Here is a 24,627-nt window from a genome sequence, read left to right as displayed (position 1 = left end):
GTGAAAATTATTAAAATAATAAACACAGATAAAACAGTAAAAGATAACAATGTTAATCTGCTCATTCATCACTAAAATAGAGAATGTAAAAATAGCTTTATTGACAATAATAGCTGAAGTCTGTAAAAAGGCATTGTTCTCAGCATGCTCATTTTTATTGATGTTTAAATCGTTTAAATGCGCCTCATGGAATCCAGTAGTAACACTTTTTTTGTTATAAATCTGGAGCTGTCCTCGCAACTGTATTTGTTATTGAAAATATGTATTTTCAATAACATAAGCCAGACACATGATGCTGATACCTACTGTTTTGAGCGAGAATACTCAATTTAGCACAGCAACTTTCTAGATTTTTAGCCTTTACTCTATGTCATCCGAATATAGAGCTTAGACTGTTACTTCAATCCTAGAACCAAATAAACACCCGCTGTTCTTTATTTAATTCTCTCCCTTATTTTTAATTGGCTTTGAGAATTTATGCGTTTTTTGATCTTATCTTTACTCTTTATTACTTCTATTTGCTCTGCTGCAGAAGACGAGTATTTACTCGTACTCGCTTCACAACGCAACTCTGAAACCATAGCCGAAGCCGCGCGATTATTTTATATCGCGCATCCCAAGCAAAAACAGCTAGCCATTAAAGCTCGCAGCGATGTGCAGTTATGGGAGTTATCACCCGAAGAACGTTCAGCATTAATTAACAACAGTCGAGCTATTTTAGGTTTTGGTTTATACGGTGCTAGCGTTCCTAATTTAAAGTCGTTATTAACACAATTTAAAAAGCCTAAATTACTTATTAACAGCGACCATCGTTTAGTTATATTAAGCCAATTTGGGAACTCACCACTATTTCCTGATGCTGAACAAATGCGAGAAATAGCTAAGAATCAACCCGGTGAGAATTTCCTTCAAGACCTTGCAGAGCAAATACAGCAATACCCAAATAAAGAAATATGGCTACAAACCCGAGGCTACTGGAAAGCAGGCGGTGCCAACAACAGCGCTGAAATGTTCGCTTCAATTTTTAGTGCCTTAGGCGAAAACATCAAATTCAATGCGCCAGTTCCTACACCTGAATTACGTTGGGTTATTAATAATAGCTTTTATAATCAACTCACCCATACCGAACTATCAAAGCTTAACCAACAACCAGTTGTTGCCATAATTGATCACGCAGGTGGCGCACGCCCTGCTGATACTAAGCTACTACGCGAAATATGTGATCTCGCCACTACTCAATATAACAATCAATGTTTAGGCGCTATCGCCGCTTGGGGTAAAGCCGGTGTAGATGCGATTAAACAATTAGTACCCATTAAAGATCGTTTAAGTGCCGTGATCATGCTGCAAGACTTTGTAATTGGTGGTGGCGATGGTCGTTCAGAAGTTACCGAATTACTCACACAACTTAATGTTCCTGTTATCAAAGCCATAAAACTACGTGACCGAACTGCCATTGAACGTCAGCTTTCGTCAGACGGATTAGCACAAGACAAAGTCTACTACCAAGTAGCTATGCCTGAACTACAAGGTGCTAGCCAACCATTAGTTATTGCAACGGCAGGAAACGCCAGTAACGATCCGCTAACAGGTATTCGTGTACAAGGTGTTACCGCTGAAACCAGCTCGATTCATTCGTTATTAACGCGTGCACAGCGTTGGAACCAACTCCAGACAAAAGAAAATGTCGATAAAAAAGTGGCGATTATTTATTACAATCATCCTCCAGGGCGTCATAACATAGGTGCCGATAACTTAGATGTTCCCGCATCGTTATGGCAAATATTAAATCAATTAAAAGCCGCAGGTTATAACACCGGCGAGCTACCTAAATCACAAGAAGACCTACTCGATATGATGCAAGCTCGTGGCGTAAATTTACCACGCGACTCTGGTGCTCTCGCTTCCATGAGCCAACATATTGAACGTATGACAAGTGCCGAATACAGCGCTTGGTTTAAAACCTTACCCGCCAGTGTTCGGCGCGAAATGGAACAAGGCCCGTTTGGTTTATTACACGAGCAACTTACCGCTGCCATTAGCCAAAACAAAGGCAAACTCGCATCCGATGCACTACATCATACCGTTGAAGAAATGCATCATTTACTTGAAGGGGTTGATCACAAAGGTCGCACTCGCGCATTAGCCTTATTAGGTCAGTTAGAAACCTGTTACTTAAACGTCATCAAAACACCAGAACAACAAACCTGTATGAGTGACGCGCCTAAAATTATTGACGCGCTACAAAAAACCGGCATTGAAGGATTAGGTGGCTGGGGCAAAGCACCCGGTAAAGTAATGACCTTTAATGATGAGCTACTTTTGCCCGGTTTAACTTTCGGCAATATTTTTATTGGTCCGCAACCACCAAGAGGTTGGGAAATTAACGAAGAGCTATTACACGCAAATTTAGCTTTTCCACCGCCGCATCAATATTTAGCGTTTTATCACTTTTTACGTAACAAATTTAAAGCCGATGCGTTTGTGCATTTAGGCCGCCATTCAACTTATGAGTTTTTACCGCGCCGCTCTGTAGGTTTAGCACCAGACGATTACTCGCGTATTATCGCAGGCGATGTACCGGGTGTTTATCCATATATTGTTGATGGTGTTGGCGAAGGTATTCAAGCTAAGCGTCGTGGTTTAGCTGTGATGGTAGATCACCTAACGCCACCTCTTGCTAGCACACCACTTTACGACGAGTTACTACAACTTAGACAACTTATAGAAAGCTTTGAAACTAGCCACGGTACTGATAACGAAGTGCTGGCTAAAAGACTCGTAAAACAAATACGTGAGAAAGTCGACAAGCTCGAACTCAAAGAAGAACTCGCCCAAGCTATGTCAGCTGAACTTGCCGTAATGGGCATAAGTTTTGAAGAAGTTGACGACGATATGATGGTGCACGAAGTGGGTCATTACCTTACCGACTTACAAGAACGTTTCATGCCATTAGGCTTACATATTTTTGGTAAAGACTGGCAAGAAAATGCGGTAGAAATGATGCTAAATTCAATGCTTACCCGAGCAGACAGCCAAGATAGCGTATTGAAAAAAGACATAACAGCAAGATTAGTCGCTTCACCAAAAGCTGAAATGACCGCCCTACTCAATGGCTTAAAAGGTGGTTTTATCACACCGGGGCAAGGCAACGATCCAATAAGAAGCCCAGCAAGTTTACCGACAGGTCGTAACTTCTATGCCCTTGATAGCTCGTTAATTCCAAGTCGAGTTGCATGGCAGCTTGGTCAAGAAATGGCAAAATCAGCAAGAGAAAATAACGAAAAAGCAGCCGATAAACGTGAAGCGCTAATTCTTTGGGCGTCTGACGTAGTGCGCGATGAAGGCGTAATGATCGCCTTTGGTTTAGACATGTTAGGACTTGAACCTGTATGGAACAGTCGAGGTTTAGTTAAAGGCTTAAAGCGCCAAGATCTGCAAAATCAAAGTGATGAAGCAAAGCGAGTACGTCGCGATATGGTATTTACCACGTCAGGCTTATTCCGCGACTTATACGGCCAACAAATGCTACTGTTAGACAAAGCCACCTTAATGGCGATAGATGCCAGTGCTGACACTATCAGAACTGATTACCCTGCGCTAAGTTTATCACTAACAAACGCATTAGAAGTATTAGGTAAAGAAGCCATAGGTGGTAACGAATCACTTAAAATTAACCAAGTAGCCGCTAACTGGGTGATTCAAGCTAAAGAGTTACTTGCCGCTGGCTTTAACGCAAAAGATGCAGGTATTAGCGCAAGTTTACGCGTATTTGGCGATGCTCCCGGTAGTTATGGCGCAGGTATTAACCGTTTAGTAGAACGCTCAGGCGCATGGGAAAAACGTGAAGAACTCGCTAAAGTTTATACCCGACGTTTAGGCCACAGCTATGGTTTGTCATCATTTGGTACGCCAGCACAAAACACCTTTAAGCGTGTTTTACGTGATGTGGAAAATACTTACTTTGGTCGTTCAAGTAACCTTTATGGCTTAATCGATAACAACGATGCTTTCGATTATCTTGGCGGCTTAAGCTTAGCGGTAGAAACCTTAACGGGTAAACCACCAAAGAATTATATTATTGATCATGCCGATCCTGACAACGTAAAAACGAAACGTTTAGGGCCTGCACTTCGACAAGAACTTCGCGGTCGCTTCTTAAATCCTGCTTGGTTAAAAGCGCAAATGGAACATGACTATGCCGGTGCTCGTACTATGGGCAGTGAGTTTCTTGAATACTTATGGGGCTGGCAAGTCACCAATCCAACATTAGTAGGAGATTGGGCATGGGAAGAAGTTAAAGCGGTTTATATAGACGATCGATACGATCTTCAATTAGATCAGTTTTTAGAAAAAGGCCACAACGCTCATGTTAAAAGTAACATGCTTGCGATTATGTTAGTGGCCGTTCAAAAAGACTTTTGGGATGCGGATAAAGCCACAATCGAGCAACTTGCCGCTAGCTTTGTACGTTTAGTAAAAGCCAATGGTTTACCGGGCAGTGGGCATTCAGATCCTGACAATCCTATGTTGCCATGGTTAGAACAACATTTATCTGCCGAGCAATGGCAAGATCTCGCGCAAGTTATCGCCTTAGCCAAAGGTAACGATACACAAGTTGAACCTGAGGAAGTTCATCGAGTTGCGGAGCTGAAACTAAAAGCAGAGGAGCTTGCGCCAGAAAACGCAGATAGTGATAAAACAACAGATACAAACACCGCTAGCGCTGAACAAAAGCCAGCAGACGAAACAGCTGAAAGCGAAACGGAAAATAACTCAACATGGCAATGGTGGCTGGCTCTAATACTTGTCGCCTTTATACTGTTCGGTTTTTATCGCGGAGTAACAAAAGCCAAAAGCTTAACCCATAGATCTTCAACAGGAGAGCAATAACATGCACATGGAATACGGAATAATATTAGGACTATTGCATCAGTTTGTTGGGTGGTTACTTTATCCTGTTATTTTTGTTTTAGCTTTAGCCGTAATAGGTGTTTTATGGGAGCTAGGTTTAGCTTTTGCAGAGCGTTATTATATTTTAAAAGCCTTTACTCAAGCGGCTCTTTCAGTTTCAAGAAAAGGTTCGGCTTCTGATTCTGCTTTAATTTCAACTAAAACACCAGTAACAAAATTAAACCACACAGAGATTGAACAAGAGTTTCAAGCTCATGCTACCAAACGCTTAGAACGTATTGACTTATTTGCGCGATCAGGCCCTATCTTAGGTTTAATGGGCACTTTGATCCCTTTAGGTCCGGGATTAACGGCCTTAGGTTCTGGCAACATCGATATTTTAGCGACAGCGTTAACGGTAGCATTCGATACCACAGTTGTTGGCTTATTGATTGGTTTAGTAGCTTATACCCTAGGTCGAATTCGTCGACGTTGGTACGATCAAACATGGCAGAAAATCACTTCTGCAACTGCTGAGTAAATTTAGGAGAATATTATGTCTAATAAATCATCGTGGCAATCATCTCAATTTGCTGAACAAGACACCGACCCACTCGCAGGCTTCGCTAATATAATGGATGTTATGTTAGTTTTTGCACTTGGCTTAATGCTAGCTTTAGTTGCCCAAAGTAAAGAATTACAAGAAAAGTTCTCGATAGAATCTAATAAAACAGAAACCATTGAAGTAACGACAGGAACTGAATTAGTTGATGCGCCTGAATCACTTTCAAACCCAACGAATGCAAAAGCAAATGGGTTAGAATCGTTAGGACAAGTTTATAAAGATCCAAAAACAGGAAAGTTAATTTTAATTAGTGGTGGCTAACAAACCACATTTTTTGATTATATGCGGGTAATAGCCCTTTATTATCAATTATTTTTTGATAATGATTCTGCAATTACCCTATTCATTAAAACCTCATTAACCTCTATCATGTCTCCAACGTAATAAATACCTACCCATTTTTGGAGCAACACAATGAAAGCGATCGGATATAAAGAATCATTACCTATTACCAATGCAGACTCTTTACAAGATATTGAATTAACTAAACCTACAGCAACAGGTAACGACTTACTGATAAAAGTTAAAGCAATAGCAGTAAACCCTGTTGATTATAAAATTCGTCAAAACGTGGCGCCAACAGATGATAACTACAAAGTTATTGGCTGGGATGCTGTCGGTGAAGTGGTTGAAACAGGTAATGATGTTACTCGTTTTAATGTAGGCGATACCGTTTTTTATGCGGGTGATTTACTACGCCAAGGCAGCAATGCTGAATTTCAGTTAGTAGATGAAAAGCTAGTAGGTTTAAAACCTAAAAACATCTCAGACGCTGAAGCAGCTGCATTACCTTTAACGTCAATCACCGCTTGGGAAATGTTATTTGAACATTTAGAAATAAAACAACAAACGTCTAACCCAGCACAAAAAGATGAAGTAATTTTAGTTGTAGGTGCTGCTGGTGGTGTAGGTTCAATACTTATTCAACTCGCTAAAAAACTAACTAATGCAACGATTATTGCAACGGCATCACGCGAAAGCTCAAAACAATGGGTTACTGATTTAGGGGCTGATTATGTAGTTGATCATTCGAAGCCATTATCCCCACAAATTGAAGCATTAAACATTGGTCCATTAACGCATGTAGCCAGTTTAAATAATACCGATGCGTACATAGATGCTTATGTTGAACAACTTATTCCTTTTGGAAAAATCGCCTTAATTGATGATCCTGAAGCAATTGATATTAAAAAATTAAAAATGAAAAGCTTATCGCTGCATTGGACTTTTATGTACACTCGTTCAATGTTCCAAACCGACGATATGGTTGAGCAAGGTAAATTATTAAGCCGCGTATCTGAACTTATCGACCAAGGAAAGATCAAAACAACGATAGGTAAAAACTTAGGTAAAATTAATGCTGAAAACTTAAGAGCTGCTCATCAAGAATTAGAGTCTGGCTCATCTATCGGAAAAATAGTGTTATCAGGCTTTTAAGCTCTTACTTATACCTGTTACTAATCAAGATACGCATTTCAGAGTATATTAAAGGATATAGAAAATGACACAGTTAACCGTTATTGCAAAAATAGTAGCAAACGAAGATAAAATTGAATTAGTAAAAGCTGAACTAATAAAGCTTATTGATGCTACTCGTGCTGAAGAAGGTTGTATTAATTACGACTTACATCAAGATAACGAAAACCCAGCACATTTCACTTTCTATGAAAATTGGGAAACACGTGAATTATGGCAAGCTCATATGGCTAATCCAAATTTAGCTGATTACTCTGCAGCTACAGAAGGTGCTATTGCAGAATTTAGCTTAAACGAAATGACGGTTATCGGTTAATCAGTATTCACAAAAATGTTACTGAATTCCTTGGCTATTACCGCTAAGGGCTCTTAAATTAAGATGTGTATAGCGAGATTTTAAAGATTAAAATTTCGCTATTTATTGATACTCAACTTACCCATTACTCTACTTAACCTCAACTCAGATTAATGAATGTTAGCGAATAAATAAAAACCCTTATTTATAAATAACCTGAGTTCAGGTTACTTAGTACTGACTCACTTAAACGTAATAGCTTACACCTATCTTAGGAAATGTTTGACTAAAGAACTCATCAATTTTGTTTCTAAACTCTTTCGCTGTGACAAATTATTTATTATTTCTGACAGGTTCATTCATGACTTACATAATCGTTCTATTAGGTTTAATACACATACATCAAGCCTAATAAATGATGCATAAAGAATAGTTTTAGTTTATATATTAAATGTTAATTTGAGTATATATACCCGTTACCACTCAAGAGGCTATTTCAGAGTGCTTGAGCGATATCAATTCAAGGCAATGTTTTGTAATAATGCGTTCCCTTATAAAAAGCATTAACGACGAAGTGATTTTGCTCAAGCGCTTCTCCGATGGGTCTAAAAACAATTTATGGGGCTTATTAACTTTAGTAAGGTTCCTACACGGATGTAGGACATTAGGGTAACGCAGGAGCAGTTACCGAGAATAACCATGACGTAAACTTAATGCCTTGCATACATGGATGTAGACCTTAGATTTCGTCTGGAACATGAAATCTGTGCCTAAATTGTTTTTAGTTCCCACTGAAACCTGCATCTTGAATGATAACGGGTATAAAAAGCACTTAGCAATTAATTCAACAGAGTACACATATCTGACTGTTTTTCGTACCACGCACATATAGTCAGCTATTTTTGCCACTAAGTGTGGCGTTATTTTTAAAGTTTAATAAACTTAAAAATTGTAAAAATTTGGTATAAAAATGAACGATAATACTTTTACTGATGAATCGGAACACAAACTAAATTTACGCAACTTAGAATTAAGTGATTTTGACGATTTAAAAGAAGTCATGGAACTCATCTATCCTGACATGGGGGGCGCTGGGCCAGAAAAAAAATTTAAAGCGCAACTTTCTACTTTCCCAGAAGGCCAAATATGCATTGAAGATCATGGAAAAGTGATTGCCGCAGCTTTTTCGCTTGTTGTAGATTATGACAAATTTGGAGATCATCACACTTACGAAGAAATTACGGGTGATGCCTACCTAACAACTCATGATCCATTAGGCGATGTATTATATGGTGCTGAGGTTGTGGTACATCCAGACTATCAAGGCATGCGTCTTGGTAGACGATTGTATGAAGCAAGAAAAGAACTTTGCCAAAATTTAAACCTTAAATCTATTGTGGCAGGTGGGCGTATACCCAACTATCAAAACCATGCAAAAGACATGTCACCTCAAAAATATATTGAGCTTGTTAAAAAGAAAGAAATTTATGATCCCATTTTAACTTTTCAGTTATCAAACGATTTCGAAGTAAGGCGCGTTCTTAGTAAATACTTACCTGAAGACAAAGAATCGAAAGGTTATGCCACCCTGCTGGAATGGACCAATTTATATTACGATGATGAAAAAGCGCCCTTGTTTGGTGCTATCAAAAAAACAGCAAGAGTTGGTTGTGTTCAATGGCAAATGAGGCCACTTAAGTCTGTAGAAGAACTTATTCAGCAAGTAGAGTTTTTTGTTGATGCCCTCTCAGATTACCAATGTGATTTAGCTTTATTGCCTGAGTTTTTTAATGCACCTTTAATGGGAATTGAAGCGCATCAAAACTCTATTGATTCAATTAAAGCGTTATCTGAATTTTCTGAAGAAATAATTGAAGCAATTTCTCGTCTAGCCGTTAGCTATAATATCAATATCATTGCGGGTTCATTACCCGTTATGGAAGATAACCAGCTATATAATGTGTCTTATTTTTGTCGCCGTGATGGAACACTAGAATCACAATATAAAATTCACCCTACCCCCCATGAAAAACGCGCTTGGATTATGCAAGGTGGTGATAATTTACGAGTTTTTGATACCGACTTCGGAAAAATTGGTATTTTAATTTGTTACGATATTGAATTTCCTGAACTTGCTCGACTTCAATCGGAAAAAGGTATGCAATTATTATTTGTGCCTTTTTGGACAGACACAAAGAATGCCTACTTAAGAGTTCGTTGTTGCGCACAAGCTCGAGCTATTGAAAATGAATGTTATGTGGCTATAGCCGGTAGTGTGGGTAATTTACCTAAAGTAGATGGTGCCGACATTCAATATGCTCAATCTGCCGTATTTTCGCCATCAGACTTCTCTTTCCCTCATGATGCAATTATGGCCGAAACAACACCAAATACAGAAATGACGTTAATTGTTGATCTTGACTTAGAAAAACTCAGTACATTACAAAATGAAGGCTCAGTAAGAAATTATTTAGACAGGCGTCGCGACTTATATAAAATAAATTGGCTCGGAAACAAAGACAACGAGTAATGGGTATATACCCGTAACCATGTATAAAAAAGCCTCATGAGTTTTATGGCTCACGAGGCTTTTTTTTAACTAATCTCAGTTCAAATTAGAGCTAATTAACCTCAGCTCGGGATAAGCAAAGTTACTCAACAAGCTATTTTTATGCCTAACTTCGTTGAATTTATTACTAATAGCTAGCTATTAGATAGAGAAATTCGCCTTGTTATACACAAAAATATCAATGTTGAGAGACTAATATAACTTAGGAAAACAACGGTACAGGTTAAGATTTTGATAAATAATAATTTTAATTCATTATCTAACATTCATTAACCCGAGTTGAGGTTAATTAGATAATAAACACTATTACGAGGCTAATATTTTCTCAATTAACTGTAACTCTTCAGCGCTAAAGTTTTGTTGCTTTAAAGCATCTACCGACACTTCAACTTGTGCTGCGCTGCTTGCACCAATTAAACACGATGTTACCGCTTTATTGTTAAGATTCCATGCGATAGCCATTTGCGCTAAAGTTTGTCCGCGCTCTAACGCTAAAGCATTTAATGCTTTCACTTTAGTTAGCTTTTCAGGTGTTATTTGGTCACTATTAAAATGAATTATTTCGTTACGAGCAGCTCTTGAATTAGCCGGAATACCATTAAGGTATTTGTCGGTTAACAAGCCTTGAGCAAGAGGTGAAAACACAATAGACCCCACACCTTCATTTAGTAACACATCTGTTAAGCCATCTTCAATCCAACGATCAAACATGTTGTATCTTGGTTGATGAATCAACAACGGCGTACCTAAATCGTTAAGAATTTTAATCGCTTTAATACAATCAGCCGGACGATAATTTGAAATGCCTACATAAAGTGCTTTGCCTGAACGAACAAGGTAATCAAGCGCTGCCATTGTTTCTTCTATAGGTGTTTCAGGATCTGGACAATGATGATAAAAAATATCAAAGTAATCTAAACCTGTACGTTTTAAGCTTTGTTCACAACTTGATATTAAATACTTTCTTGAACCACCAATACCAAAAGGCCCAGCCCACATGTCGTAACCGGCTTTGCTAGAAACAATAAGTTCGTCACGATAATGTTTAAAATTACGTTGAAAAATTTGACCAAAAGTCGATTCAGCCGAACCATACGGAGGCCCATAGTTATTCGCTAAATCGAAATGATTAATACCTAAATCAAACGCTTTTTGTAAAATATTAGCCGCATTTGATTGTGAATCGACTTCACCAAAATTTTGCCAAAGGCCTAATGAAATTTTAGGTAGCTTTAAACCACTTTTACCACAACGAGGATATTCCATTTCTTTATAACGGTTAGCGTCTGCAATGTAGCTTGGATTAGGTTCATGAGTGATCATAAATAGCTCTTTAATTAATGAGTGATAAAACGACAATAAATAAGCGATAAAGTTAGCTTTTTTTAGTCTTTTGTTACCAAAAAATATACGTGCTTTATTATACAAGATCTCATCCAAGTTGCGAGATGAGTATAAATCCACTATTTTATTGATAGTAATAGAAAATACAGAAGAAATATTAGGGTAAATTGCGCAACGACACTTCATTGTATAAAACGCCCCTCTGAGGTATATTCAGGTATATATTGTTTTTCGGAAAAACATTAGTGAAAGCTAAAGCCACATCTTTTGATATTGCCTATCAGGCAGGTGTATCGCAATCTACAGTATCTAGAGCGCTAAGAAATAGTCCGCTAGTAAATGAAGAAACTCGCGCTAAAATTCAAGCGATTGCCAAAGAGCTCAATTATAAAGTTGACAAAAATGCGAGTAATTTAAGATCGCAACAAAGTGACACCATAGCTTTGCTCCTGTTCGAAGATCCGAGTAACGATGATTCATCAATTAATCCTTTTTTCTTATCTATGTTAGGCAGCATAACGCGTGCATGTTCGAATAAAGGCTTTGATTTACTCGTATCTTTTCAACAATCAAGTAACGACTGGCATGCCGATTTTGAAGATAGTAACAAAGCCGACGGACTTATTTTACTTGGCTATGGCGACTACGAAGATTACGAAGAAAAACTACGTACATTAATAGAACAAGGCACACATTTTGTGCTTTGGGGCGCAGAAGTAAAAGAGCTACCTATTATTTCGATTGGTTGCGATAATTTTCAAGGTGGTATGAAAATTACCGAACATGTTATTAAGCAAGGCCGTAAAAACTTTGCTTTTTTAGGTGATGCTTCAAACCATTCGCCTGAATTTTTAGCGCGTTATCAAGGCCATTGCCAAGCACTAAAAAACAATAATTTAGCTGTTAATGAGAAATTACAAATCGCGGCTATTTTCACCGAAGACTCAGGCTATCACGCAGCCTGTAAACTTATAGAAAGTGGTGAAAATTTTGATGCTATTTTTGCCGCTAGTGATTTAATAGCCATAGGTGCAATGCGAGCGTTACAAGAAAAAGGAATGACTATTCCTGATCAAGTTGCTGTGGTGGGTTTTGATGATATAGCAATTGCCAGTTTTACCTTTCCACCATTAACCACTGTTAAGCAAAACACGCAATTAGCCGGTGATATTTTAGTGACCAAGCTGCTGCAATTAATTCATGGTGAACAAGTAGAAGCGAGTTTAATGCCGACCGAGCTTGTGGTACGAAAATCTTGTGGTGCTTAATAACGCAAAGAGCCATTATCCTATGGGAATAATGGCTACCTAAATTCTAATAAATTGTCTGGTTAAATAATCATGAACTTTGATCATCTTTTACAAAATACACTGATATTGCCGCAAGAAACATCGCAATACCCGCTAATATAATAATGTAAATAGCCTGATTATTAAAAAATGTAGTTAAAATCCAGCCCGTTAAAACACCTGAAAGTATTTGTGGGGCAGCAATAGTAAAGTTGAAAATCCCCATATAAACTCCCGTTTGTTTCACCGGTAAAGCGCCAGCTAATATTGCGTAAGGCATAGCTAAAATTGCCGCCCATGCCATACCGATACCCGCCATAGGAATTAATAAATTTACAGCTCCTTGAGGAAGATCAATTTGTCCGCCAAAAAAGCTAACGGTTGTTAGTGTTGGATCTTGTAAAAAGTACATACTAACGTAACCAATACCGCCCGCAAATAAAGCAAGCGAATACGTAGTTTTACGACCAATCGTATTAGCTAATTTAGATAAAAACACAGAAAATACCGCAGCAAATAACGAGTATGCTGCAAACAAAATACCCACCCAATCGCCTGCTGCACCTTTGGCTAATAATATCGCTTCAGGCACCTCGCCCACTTGTTTTAAATATTGAGAATCAAACCATTTAGCATCAATTCCCCAAATATGTTGCGCTAGCGCTGGCATGGTATACACCCATAAAATAAACAACGCGAACCACGAGAAAAATTGCACTAAAGCCAATTGCTTCATAGTACTTGGCATTGATTTAACCAAACCAACAAAACCAGAAAAACGTTTAACAAGTGACTCTTTTGTATCGGTACTTGTTGCAGAGCTTTCAAGCTCAGGAAGAGAATAACTACCTGGTGCATATTCTTTGGTCATTACGGCAGTCCACAGCACCGAACCTAATAATACGGTTGCACCAATATAAAACGCCCAAATAACTGATGGCGCAACTTCACCGCTTGAAGAAGTATTATCTAACCCAACCACATTCGTTAAAATAAAAGGTAGAAGAGAACCAATAACTGCACCAATATTAATAAGTAACGATTGCACAGAATAACCAATATTACGTTGGTTGTTAGGTACCATGTCTGACACTAGCGCTCTGAAAGGTTGAAAGGCCACATTAAATGACGCATCCATAATCGCCAGCATTACTGCACCAAATAATATCGGTGGCACTAAAGTTACCACCAAAGGCGCATTAGGCATTAATATCATACCGATTGCCGCAGCTACAGACCCCAATAAAAGATAAGGTATACGACGGCCAAACTTATTCCATGTTCGATCAGACGCTGCACCAACTATCGGCTGAATTAATAACCCCATAACAGGGGCCACTAACCAAAATAAGGAAAGGGAGTGTAAATCTGCCCCAAGGTCTGACAGTATTCTACTAACATTGGCGTTTTGTAAAGCAAAGCCAAATTGCACACCTAAAAAGCCAAAGCTTACGTTCCATATTTGCCAAAAACTAAGTTGAGGTTTCTGTTTATTATTATAGGTTGTTGTGGTTTCACTCATTTTTAGACTCTTATGGAAAGTAAATAGTAAGTAGATATGATCAAAAAGTTACAGCAAATATTGGTGTATCTAGTGAATAAATAATATACGTACAATAAAACTAAATCGCTATCACCTGCATACGTATTCACAGGTATGCTGTATTTGCTCATTTATTCGTTTTTATTTTAATTTAACGCACAAACAAGTTTATATCCTGCTGTTGCCAATTAAAGCTCATCGTAAGTGTTTGCTTTTCTTCATTCCAACGAGCCACTTTATTATGTAACGGTTGTTCTTTATTTAACTCGCTGTTTGAACTTGGTTTTTCTAGTTTAAATATGGTTTTATTTTCGCCTTGAACAAGCGCTATGTTTTTCGCTTCTCCTTTATAATTATGGATAACTAGGGTTATCTTTCTCATTTTAGGTGAAGCATCAAAACCATTTTTTAATTTTGAAAAAACAAAATGCAATTCTTCATTTTTTGCGCCATGTCTTTGTGCACTGAATTGTAATAATTCAAATAGCCCTTTTTCCAAAGCTTGATTGCTTTCACCGTCGTCTTCATACATTTTAGCTTGGCTAAAATTAACGGATTCGTCTGCGTAATAATGCAAGCTAACAGCATCACTCGAGTAATTTTGGGTTGATTGAATGCTATCAATCATAGGAATAAAAGATCCGCCTCTAACCAGTACAGGTATGTGCTCTAAAGAAACAGGCATATTGATAACTTGATTACCTTGATACTCAGTTCCGTTCCAGTAATCAGTCCAAGTACCTTTGGGTAATGGTATGTTTACACTTTTTGTATCGGCTTCAACGATGGGAGTTACAAGAAAAGCATCTCCCCATAAATAACTTTTAGTATTATTGATTAGCTTAAGATCATCTTCATTCTCAAAAAATAGCGGACGCATTAAAGGCATTCCTGTCGTGCTATTTTGGTAAGCTAACGTGTAATTATAGGGTAATAATTGGTAGCGTAATTTAACGTATTTTCTGAGTATGTTTTTCGTTTTTTCATCATGAAACACAGGTTCTGATGCAATATGATCTTGGCCATGAGGACGAAACACAGGTTGAAAAACCCCGTACTGTAACCAACGCGTATAAAGCTCGGCATTAAAAGTGTCTCCGCCAGCAAAACCACCTAAATCAGAATGCGTATAAGCTAAACCAAACAAACTCATTTGTAAGCTCAGTTCAACTTGAGATTGCAAACCTCCCCATGTTCGGCTTACGTCGCCTGTCCAAGGCATAATGCCATAACGCTGTGAACCTGCGAAACCTGAGCGCATCATAACAAAAGGCCTTGTATTTGGAGCCATGGCTAATTGTTGGTTATACACCATTTGTGCCCAACGATGACCATACACATTATGAATTTCATCAGCGGTAACATGCATTCCGTTATCTAACCTATGTATGCTAGCGCTTGGGTGTACTTCTGGCTCGCCTAAATCGCCCCACCAACCAGCAATACCTTGTTCGTGTAACCTTTGATAACTTTGATTAAACCACTCTCGACCACTTTTATTGAACACATCAACTAAGCCAGTATTACCAAAGTAAAAATCAAACGTTTTAGCATGGCCATTCTTATCCATTGCTAAGGCATTATTTTCAACAGCAGATTGCCATTTTTTTGAAGAACTTAAAATAAAAGGCTCTGTTATCGCAATGGTTTTTACGCCTTTACGTTTCAGATCTTCAATCATTTTTATCGGTGTTGGAAACGCGTTTTTATCCCAATCTAAATTACCCATGTGGCCTTTAATATCTTTACCAAACCAATATAAATCTAAAATAAGCGCATCTAAGGGAAAATCTTCTTGCTGATATTTATTAACAACGTTACGTACTTCTTGCTCGCTTCGGTAACCAAAACGAGAGGCAAAGCTTCCTAATGTCCAACGAGCTGGCAAAGGTTGTTTACCTGTAACGTGAACATAGTTTTCAATTAACTTAGGGTAAGTATCACCCGCAATAACAAGGTAAGCATTTCGTCCACCTACCGCGTTAAATTCAAGTGTATTATGCTGTGTTTTACCTATATCCATCATTCCTTTAGCCGAATTATCAAAAAGCAAAATATACTTTTTATTCGACATAACGGCTGGTAGACCAAAATACATTTGGTTAGATTCAGTGCTGTAACCGTAATGAGCTTTATTATAAAGTGGCATAGCATGGCCACGCCTATTCATGCCGAGTATTCTTTCTCCGCCACCGAGTAATATCTCTTCATCACTTAATGTAAACTTCAACTTAACTTCTGATTTATTTACAGATTCATTCGTTTTGTTATCATCTAATAGATACTGAGGGACTTGAGAAATCAATTGTTCAGTGTTTTTATAAAAACTTATATTGAAAGGTACTTTAGTAATAACTGCCGATAATTTTCCGGCTGAAAAAGTAAGAGATTTAACTTTATTAATAACACTTGTTTTTTGTTTTTGTGTAGAGGGGGCTATAGCAAACGACGGTAAATTCTTATTCCTTTGGTTGTGATAAACCACTTCAATAGCTTCTTCACCGTAGGCAGTAAGCCAAACACTGCCCTCCTCCGTTTTAATTTTTAATACGCTATGATTAAACTCATAATCGACTAGAGTAACGTTAGGTTTTTGTTCGAGAGCATAAGCACTAAAAGCACAACCTAAAAAAAGAAGTAACGACAGTAACAGGCTATTTTTATAAGAAGTAAGCTGATGTTTAATATTAAAAATAATAAAGCCAGTGTGCATGTAGGTACCTATTTATTTTTGCGTACAGTTTCAGTATAGACTGAATAGTAACGTTAAATATCTTTGTACCGCAGCTGAATACGTATGCACTAACTTGTACAGTTATTAGCAACGTATAGCATGCTTAAAATAACAATTTCCTGACTTAATAAACTTAGTTAGTGCCGTATAAACCTAAAATTAAAATGTAATATCTTTTAACCTTAATAAAGGCGTCGCTTGCTCTACTGTGATAGGTTTTGAGAAGAGATAGCCTTGAAAATTTGAACAGCCATTTTTTAACAAAAAGGCTTTTTGTTCTTCGGTTTCAACCCCTTCAGCTATAGTTGATAAACTAAGGTTGTTGGCTAAATTAATAATGGTTGAACATATTTGTCCGTCTTCGGTGGTTGATGCGCATTCATTAACAAATGAGCGATCAATTTTTAATATATCAATAGGTAAACGTTTTAAATAACTCAATGAAGAATAACCCGTCCCAAAGTCATCTACTGATATTTTAATATCCATTTCTTTTAATTGCGAAAGAACGTTAATACACTCTTCAACCTCTGTTAATAACACGCCTTCTGTTATTTCTATTTCTAAAAACTCACCCGAGATATTATTTTTTGATAACTGCGCTTTTATAAAAGGAATCAGTTGCCCTGAAATTAGGTGTTTTCCTGAAATATTCACCGATATGGGCACAATATTTAATCCTTGCTGACTCCATTGCATCTGTTGTTCTAAAACGTTTTTTATGGCTAACTCGCCTATCGTAATAATGGCTTCTGAATTTTCAGCAATAGGAATAAATATACTGGGCGAAATATAATTACCATCAGAGTGTAGCCAACGAGCTAAGGCTTCAAAACCAATAACATGATCACGTTCATTAACTTTTGGCTGATAAACAAAATGGAATTGCTCAGGATCATTTATTGCGCTTCTCATGTCTTGTTCATAAGTAAAGTTGATAATATCAACATGTTCCATGTCAGGCTGGAATAATTGAAAATTGTTACGGCCATTTTTTTTAGCATGGTACATTGCCATATCAGCCTGTTTTATTAACTCTTGCGCATTGGCTTTTACCACTTTAGATAAAGCGATACCGATACTGGTTAATATATTGACCATATGCCCTTCTAATTCAATAGGGCTACGTAACACACTTAATATTTCTTGCGCTTTATTTATTGCGTCAAGTGAACTTAACTCACCTTCCATCATCACAATAAATTCATCGCCTCCCCAGCGAGCAATAATGTCTGAAGAACGTGTTACTTCAATTAATCGGCTAGCAACTTCACATAACAAAATGTCTCCTGCTTTATGACCTAAAGTGTCATTAACTTGTTTAAAGCGGTCTAAATCTAAAAAGAAAAGAATAATGTGTTGTGTATCATTGACCGGTTTTTTAATAAAACTTTCTAAGCAGTTCATTAAATAAGTTCGGTTATATAAGCCCGTTAATGAATCGCTATATGCTAATTGTTTTAGCTTATTTTGTAATTTTAATTGCCTAGAAATATTACGAATATGTAAGGTAAATTCATTTTTAAAAACGCTACCTAAATTGGTTCTTGTTACCGATACCTCAGCGGGAAATTCGCCACTGGCTTGGCTATTTAATGTGATGGTATTTCTTCTATTATGTAAAAGTCCTTGGGCCGTAGAAAATTGATGCTTTAAACTTTCTTTAATTGCTTCTTGCTCATCTTCTTGAATAAATAGCTCGATAAAGTTTTTTCCAATAACACTTCTTTTTAAATAGCCAAATATTTTTTCTGACGCAGGATTAAACTCAAGAATATTGCCATGTAAATCAACGGTTACAATACTGTCCATTGATGAATCTAAGATGGCACTTTTGCGTTTTTCGCTAGAACGAAATTGATCAATAGCATTATCTCGTTGTGTAATTTCATTATTAACGCGTTTAATAACCTTATTGTATTGCTTAGCTATTTGACCAACCTCTGTAAAAGGCTCTTCGGGTACCGAAGCTGAAAACTCACCTTCCGTTTGCTGTAAACGCATTGAATCAAGTAAGTCGATGAGCTCAGTTGAGGCTCTATGCTCTGAAATATTCATACCGATCATTTCATTTTTAGCTGACACACGCAGTGGAACAAAATGATCAATTATTTTGAACAAAATAAAACTAACAATGAAGCTGAAAGAGAAGATAGAAAAAATACCAATAAGCTGAGCATTAAATTGCTCAAAGCGTGATAACCCTGTATCTAATACGGTTAAATCGGAAAATAAAGCAACCGCTAATGTTCCCCAAATACCTGCAAATAAATGCACAGGAATAACACCTAAAGCATCATCAATTTTTAACTTTTCAATAACGTATGTTCCATAATACAAAACAACACCAGCGATAATACCAATAAGCATAGCTTCTTTAGCGCTAACGCTGTTACAACATGCCGTAATAGCAACCAAGCCTGAAATAACACCGTTTAAAATATAACTCACATCAATAAATTTATGATGATAGTTGTGAATCATTGACGCAAATATGCCGCCAAATACTGCAGATATACAGGTGTTTAATATAATACTTGGAACTTGCTCATTAAGAGCTAAAGTGCTTCCACCATTAAAGCCAAACCACCCTAACCAAATCAATAAAACGCCTAATACAGCAATAGGTAAGTTACTTCCTTGTGGAAACTTTCTCTTAGGATTGAATCGCCCTAATCGAGGGCCAATAATTAATACGGCGGCAAGTGCCACACTTCCTCCAACCGAATGAACAACCGTTGCTCCGGCAAAATCAACAAAACCTAAACTTTCCAGCCACCCCTGATTATTGTCTGAATAAATAGATGACCAAGCCCAATGACCACATATAGGATAAATAATCGCAGACAAAATTAATGTGCCATAAATATAGCCGCGATATGTCATACGTTCAGCTACAGCACCTGATAAAAGGGTGGCAGCCGTACCGCAAAACATCATTTGAAAAATAAAGAAGCTAATTTGAAAAGGTGTTTGATCATCACCAAAAAAGAACTCGCTTGTGCCGAATAAACCATAAAAAGATTCACCAAACATTAAAGCAAAGCCAATAGTCCAATAAACGGTTACAGCAACAATAAAATCAGAAATATTTTTGGCGGCAACATTTATACTATTTTTACTGCGGATTTTTCCACTTTCTAAACACAAAAAACCTGCTTGCATCAAAAACACTAAAAAAGCTGTAGTAAGCAGCCAAGAATAATCCATCCAAAACCCTATATATATATACCCGTAACCATTCAAGATGCAGGTTTCAGTGGGAACTAAAAAAAATTTAGGCACAGATTTCATGTTCCAGACGAAATCTAAGGTCTACATCCATGTATGTAAGGCATTAAGTTTACGTCATGGTTATTCTCGGTAATTGCTCCTGCGTTACCCTAATGCCCTCATCCATGTAGGAACCTGACTAAAGTTAATAAGCCCCATAAATTGTTTTTAGACCCATCGAAGAAGCGCTTGAGCAAAATCACTTCGTCGTTAATGCTTTTTATAAGGGAACGACCATTATTACAAAGCATTGCATTGCCTTGAATTGATATCGCTCAAGCACTCTGAAATAGCCTCTTGATTGGTAACGGGTATAGACTTAATAATTTAAATTTATTTTAATAAACAATCAATTAACGCTTCATGCTTATCATCTCTAGTGGCTGTTTTGTTGTCAAACGAGTAAATTTCATCTATACCAACTTAAATAATACTAGTATAAATTTTCAAAAATTAAAGTTAGCTGGAAATATATAACCACAATATTCATATCAGTAGGTTTGTTATTTGAATACGTATGCACTAACTTGTACAGTTATTAGCAACGTCATAGCATGCTTTAAATAACAATTTTGAGATCCTTTTATGCGTAATTATTTACATGCTGTTCGCTTATCTAAGCCACCATTTTTTAACTTGATCAATATTATGGTGCTTGGAGCTTTATCCATCAGTTGTTCTTCCGTAGATAACAATAAAACACCGAATAATGCGGCGATAACACAAAGCACAAATAACATTTACGGCACTACAAACGATTACGCGAAAGAAGCTATTTATTTCTTAATGACCGATAGGTTTGTAGATGGTGACCCAAGTAATAACCATGAAAATCAAGGCGGCGAACATCCAACATTTGATAGACCTTTAGTGGGTGAGAACGGCGAAACAGCTAATGTAGGTTATCTTGGAGGCGACTTTCAAGGTGTTATTAATAACGCACAATATATTAAAGATATGGGCTTTACCTCTGTGTGGTTAACGCCTATTTATGACAATCCTGATGAAGCCTTTTCAGGTGGTTCACCTATTACCTATGGCGGAAAATTTAAAGACGGCGGAAAAACTGGTTACCATGGTTATTGGGGCGTTAACTTTTTTAAAACAGACGAACACTTAACCTCCCCTGCCTTAGGTTTTTCTGAATTTACCCAACGTTTAAACAAAGATTTCCAGCTAGATTTTGTGCTTGATATTGTTGCTAATCATGGTTCACCTTCTTATACCATGCCGGTTAATCAAAAATCTTTTGGTAAGCTGTATGATGAAAACAATACCTTAGTGGCCAATCATCAAAACCTTGCTCCAAAAGATCTTAATGAAAATGAACCACTGCATCTGTTTTTTAATAACAAACCCGACATTGGTGAACTCTCAGACTTTAATGAAAATAATCCAGAGGTTTTAGCCTACTTTACTAAAGCTTATTTATATTGGTTAAACCAAGGTGCGGATTCTATTCGTATTGATACCATTAAACATATGCCACACCATTTTTGGAAAAAATTAACTGACAATCTTCGCGCACAACATCCTGATCTCTTTATTTTTGCTGAAAGCTTTTCATACGATGCAACGTTTATTGCAGAGCATACTAAACCAGAAAATGGCGGCGTTAGCGTTTTAGATTTTCCAGGACAAAAAGCAATAACGGGTGTGTTTGAAAATCCTAACAGTAGCTATGCAGATCTGCTTTCTTACTTACATTTAACTGATGGTTTATACCAAAATCCCTATGAGTTAATGACCTTTTACGACAACCACGATATGCCGCGTATGAACGCTAACGATAATGGCTTTATTGATGCGAATAATTGGTTGTTTACCTCTCGTGGTATTCCGGTGATTTATTATGGTTCAGAAATCAACTTTATGACTGGAAAAGCAGAGCATGAAGGTAACCGAAATTACTTAGGACAAGCGAATATAGAGCGCGCTAAAAAGCATATTATTCATCAAGAATTAACCCAAATAGCCCAAATACGTAAACACAACATCGCCCTACAAAAAGGTGTACAACTGAATGTAGAGTTCAAGCAAAACACCGCTGTTTTTTATCGTGTTTATCAAAAGGATGGCGTTAACCAAACGGCTTTGGTTTTTTTAAATAAAAGCGATAACCCTGAAACCATTACTGTTAATAAATTATTAAACGCTGGAGTTTGGCAAGACGCTCAATCTAAAGAACTGTTAACTATTACCCCAGAACAAAAGCAGTTAAGCGTGCAAGTTAATGCTCACGATGTAAAAGTTCTGCTATTAAATAGCCCTATTAATAATGCTAAATTATTAGCAATGCTGAAATAACCCTTTCAAGCTTAACGGTTTAAAGCCTACTGTTAAATATACCCGTTACTATTCAAGATGCAGGTTTCAGTGGGAACTAAAAACAATTTAGGCAAGGCATTAAGTTTACGTCATGGTTATTCTCGGTAACTGCTCCTGCGTTACCCTAATGTCCTACATCCGTGTAGGAACCTGACTAAAGTTAATAACGAAGCATAAATTGTTTTTAGACCCATCGAAGAAGCGCTTGAGCAAAATCACTTCTGCGTTAATACTTTTTATAAGGGAACGACCATTATTACAAAGCATTGCCTTGAATTGATATCGCTCAAGCACTCTGAAATAGCCTCTTGATTGGTAACGGGTATAAACGGTAGGTTACCTCTACCCCTCTTTTATCTCCTTAATTTCTCCAAACTATTGGTTATTTTTTTTCAAATAAATGCATACGTATGTTACACAATACATACGTATGCAAAGCCTATGATAGGTAGGGCTTCTTAGCGTATTCTTAGTACATTATATGAATACGATAACGAGTGGCAATAATTCAAGCCGCTTTAGTCAAACGGTTGGAGCTTTAATAATGTTAGAACAAATGTGGTGGCGAGGAGCCGTAATTTATCAAGTTTATCCTCGAAGCTTCAATGACAGCAATAACGATGGCATTGGTGATTTACAAGGTATTGTTGCTAAGCTAGATTACATTGCAAGTTTAGGTGTAGATGCGATTTGGATTTCGCCTTTTTTCAAATCTCCAATGAAAGATTTTGGTTATGATATTAGCGACTACCGAGACATAGATCCTATTTTTGGTAACTTAGCCGACTTTGATGAACTAATCGCAAAAGCGCATGCGCTAAATATTAAAATAATGATCGACCAAGTGTTAAGCCACACTTCAGATCAACACCAATGGTTTATTGAAAGCCGCGAAAGCCAAACTAACGATAAAGCCGACTGGTATGTTTGGGCTGACGCTAAGCCAGACGGAACAGCGCCTAACAATTGGTTATCTATTTTTGGTGGTATGGGTTGGACATGGGAGCCACGCAGACAGCAATATTACCTGCATAACTTTTTAACGAGCCAACCTGACTTAAACTTTCATAATCCTGAGGTTCGCCAAGCGGTATTAGACAATGTTGAATTTTGGCTAAAACGTGGTGTGGATGGTTTCAGATTAGACGCGATTAACTTTTGTTTTCACGACGCTCAACTGCGCGACAACCCGCCAAAACCTAAAGAGTTAAGACAAAGCATAGGTTTTGATGAGAAAAACCCATACGCTTATCAATACCATTATTTTAATAATACCCAAGATGAAAATTTAGGCTTTATTGAATCAATCAGATCACTACTTAATCAGTACCCAGGTACAGTGGCTTTAGGTGAAATATCGTCTGAAGACTCACTTAAAACCATGGCTGAGTACACCCAAGGTGATAGCCGATTACACATGGGTTATAGCTTCGATTTATTAACCGACAACTTTACCGCCAGCTATATAAAGCAAGTAGTAAAATCTTTAGAGGCAAGCGTATCTGACGGCTGGCCTTGCTGGTCTATCAGCAATCACGATGTGCAACGTGTAGTCAGTCGTTGGGGGGCTAAAAACAACCTAGCTGCTGCACCAAATTTTGCCAAAATGCTATTTGCTTTAATATCATCATTACGTGGCAGTGTCTGTAGTTACCAAGGTGAAGAGCTAGGATTACCTGAAGGTGAAATTGCCTTTGAAGACATTCAAGACCCTTACGGCAAAACTTTTTGGCCACAATTTAAAGGTCGCGATGGTTGTAGAACACCTCACCCTTGGAATAAAAACGAGACTAACGCAGGGTTTTCTGAAAACACACCATGGTTACCTATGATCGACAGTCATAAACCGCTAGCTGTAAGCGAACAAGACCTTGAACCTACATCGGTATTAAATAGCTACAGGGCATTTACCCATTGGCGCAAACAGCACCCTGCACTACTTTATGGCGACATTGAATTTATAGACTCAGATGAATCTTTATTAGTATTTACCCGAACCTTCGAGAGTCAAAATCTGCTTGTATGCTTCAACTTAAGTGATACAACGCAAACGTTTAATACAAGCTCATTTAACAACTTAACTGAACAAACAGGCCATAAACTCGCTGTAGGTAAAGTCGTTGGTAACAGCATTGAGTTACAGCCTTTCGGTTGCTTTTATGCTGAAGTACAGTAACGCCAATCCCCTAATCAGTTGGAATAAATAAAGTATATATCCGTTACCACTCAAGAGGCTATTTCAGAGCGCTTCTTCGATG

Annotated in this window: 13 protein-coding genes; 9 read left to right on the top strand and 4 right to left on the bottom strand. The window is 37.5% G+C overall.

Annotation, left to right across the window (positions count from 1 at the left end):
- The first annotated feature begins 477 nt into the window (after positions 1-477).
- The 6 genes from AC0L5Q_RS16385 to AC0L5Q_RS16360 all read left to right on the top strand — a co-directional run bounded on the left by AC0L5Q_RS16385 (position 478) and on the right by AC0L5Q_RS16360 (position 9,819).
- Positions 478-4,893 carry a cobaltochelatase subunit CobN gene (locus AC0L5Q_RS16385; RefSeq protein ID WP_473611441.1) on the top strand — a complete coding sequence of 1,472 codons (4,416 nt, stop codon included), beginning with the start codon at positions 478-480 and terminating at the stop codon, positions 4,891-4,893.
- 1 nt (position 4,894) lies between these two features.
- Positions 4,895-5,434: a MotA/TolQ/ExbB proton channel family protein gene (locus AC0L5Q_RS16380; protein ID WP_473611437.1), complete on the top strand. Its 540-nt coding sequence runs from the start codon at positions 4,895-4,897 to the stop codon at positions 5,432-5,434.
- A gap of 15 nt (positions 5,435-5,449) precedes the next feature.
- Positions 5,450-5,779 (top strand): DUF2149 domain-containing protein, encoded by a 330-nt coding sequence (locus tag AC0L5Q_RS16375; protein ID WP_473611433.1) that lies wholly within the window; start codon positions 5,450-5,452, stop codon positions 5,777-5,779.
- Positions 5,780-5,932: 153 nt separating this feature from the next.
- Positions 5,933-6,955 carry a zinc-binding alcohol dehydrogenase family protein gene (locus AC0L5Q_RS16370; RefSeq protein WP_473611430.1) on the top strand — a complete coding sequence of 341 codons (1,023 nt, stop codon included), beginning with the start codon at positions 5,933-5,935 and terminating at the stop codon, positions 6,953-6,955.
- Positions 6,956-7,019: 64 nt separating this feature from the next.
- Positions 7,020-7,310 (top strand): putative quinol monooxygenase, encoded by a 291-nt coding sequence (locus AC0L5Q_RS16365; protein ID WP_473611428.1) that lies wholly within the window; start codon positions 7,020-7,022, stop codon positions 7,308-7,310.
- 949 nt (positions 7,311-8,259) lie between these two features.
- Entirely contained in the window at positions 8,260-9,819 is a 1,560-nt protein-coding gene (locus tag AC0L5Q_RS16360) for a bifunctional GNAT family N-acetyltransferase/carbon-nitrogen hydrolase family protein (RefSeq protein ID WP_077340364.1), read from the top strand.
- 345 nt (positions 9,820-10,164) lie between these two features.
- On the opposite strand, the gene AC0L5Q_RS16355 is transcribed toward AC0L5Q_RS16360, so the two are convergent.
- Positions 10,165-11,388, bottom strand: a complete 1,224-nt coding sequence (locus tag AC0L5Q_RS16355) for an aldo/keto reductase (RefSeq protein ID WP_473611422.1) — start codon at positions 11,386-11,388, stop codon at positions 10,165-10,167.
- 59 nt (positions 11,389-11,447) lie between these two features.
- On the opposite strand from AC0L5Q_RS16355, the gene AC0L5Q_RS16350 reads away from it, so the two are divergent.
- Positions 11,448-12,470: a LacI family DNA-binding transcriptional regulator gene (locus AC0L5Q_RS16350; RefSeq protein ID WP_473611418.1), complete on the top strand. Its 1,023-nt coding sequence runs from the start codon at positions 11,448-11,450 to the stop codon at positions 12,468-12,470.
- A gap of 70 nt (positions 12,471-12,540) precedes the next feature.
- Here the strand turns inward: AC0L5Q_RS16350 and AC0L5Q_RS16345 are convergent, their stop codons facing one another.
- The 3 genes from AC0L5Q_RS16345 to amt form a co-directional block, all read right to left on the bottom strand.
- Positions 12,541-14,013, bottom strand: coding sequence for an MFS transporter (locus AC0L5Q_RS16345; protein WP_473611414.1), 1,473 nt, complete (start codon positions 14,011-14,013; stop codon positions 12,541-12,543).
- Positions 14,014-14,185: 172 nt separating this feature from the next.
- Positions 14,186-16,747, bottom strand: a complete 2,562-nt coding sequence (locus tag AC0L5Q_RS16340; protein WP_473611410.1) for a glycoside hydrolase family 31 protein — start codon at positions 16,745-16,747, stop codon at positions 14,186-14,188.
- Between the two features lie 180 nt (positions 16,748-16,927).
- Positions 16,928-19,978, bottom strand: coding sequence for an ammonium transporter (gene amt / locus AC0L5Q_RS16335; protein WP_473611406.1), 3,051 nt, complete (start codon positions 19,976-19,978; stop codon positions 16,928-16,930).
- Between the two features lie 648 nt (positions 19,979-20,626).
- Here amt and AC0L5Q_RS16330 point away from each other — a divergent pair.
- Positions 20,627-22,348, top strand: a complete 1,722-nt coding sequence (locus AC0L5Q_RS16330) for an alpha-amylase family glycosyl hydrolase (protein ID WP_473611401.1) — start codon at positions 20,627-20,629, stop codon at positions 22,346-22,348.
- Positions 22,349-22,913: 565 nt separating this feature from the next.
- Entirely contained in the window at positions 22,914-24,545 is a 1,632-nt protein-coding gene (locus AC0L5Q_RS16325; RefSeq protein ID WP_473618323.1) for an alpha-glucosidase, read from the top strand.
- Positions 24,546-24,627: the final 82 nt, after the last annotated feature.

The organism is Pseudocolwellia sp. G5-9 (assembly GCF_055808995.1).
This window is presented reverse-complemented; position numbering and strand designations above follow the sequence as displayed.

Excerpts from the sequence above, each read along its gene's own strand:
- AC0L5Q_RS16330 (WP_473611401.1), top strand. The coding sequence starts at position 20,627 with ATGCGTAATTATTTACATGCTGTTCGCTTATCTAAGCCACCATTTTTT.
- AC0L5Q_RS16325 (WP_473618323.1), top strand. The coding sequence starts at position 22,914 with ATGTTAGAACAAATGTGGTGGCGAGGAGCCGTAATTTATCAAGTTTAT.
- AC0L5Q_RS16355 (WP_473611422.1), bottom strand. The coding sequence starts at position 11,388 with ATGAAGTGTCGTTGCGCAATTTACCCTAATATTTCTTCTGTATTTTCT.
- AC0L5Q_RS16360 (WP_077340364.1), top strand. The coding sequence starts at position 8,260 with ATGAACGATAATACTTTTACTGATGAATCGGAACACAAACTAAATTTA.
- AC0L5Q_RS16345 (WP_473611414.1), bottom strand. The coding sequence starts at position 14,013 with ATGAGTGAAACCACAACAACCTATAATAATAAACAGAAACCTCAACTT.
- AC0L5Q_RS16380 (WP_473611437.1), top strand. The coding sequence starts at position 4,895 with ATGCACATGGAATACGGAATAATATTAGGACTATTGCATCAGTTTGTT.
- amt (WP_473611406.1), bottom strand. The coding sequence starts at position 19,978 with ATGGATTATTCTTGGCTGCTTACTACAGCTTTTTTAGTGTTTTTGATG.
- AC0L5Q_RS16365 (WP_473611428.1), top strand. The coding sequence starts at position 7,020 with ATGACACAGTTAACCGTTATTGCAAAAATAGTAGCAAACGAAGATAAA.
- AC0L5Q_RS16385 (WP_473611441.1), top strand. The coding sequence starts at position 478 with ATGCGTTTTTTGATCTTATCTTTACTCTTTATTACTTCTATTTGCTCT.
- AC0L5Q_RS16375 (WP_473611433.1), top strand. The coding sequence starts at position 5,450 with ATGTCTAATAAATCATCGTGGCAATCATCTCAATTTGCTGAACAAGAC.
- AC0L5Q_RS16340 (WP_473611410.1), bottom strand. The coding sequence starts at position 16,747 with ATGCACACTGGCTTTATTATTTTTAATATTAAACATCAGCTTACTTCT.
- AC0L5Q_RS16370 (WP_473611430.1), top strand. The coding sequence starts at position 5,933 with ATGAAAGCGATCGGATATAAAGAATCATTACCTATTACCAATGCAGAC.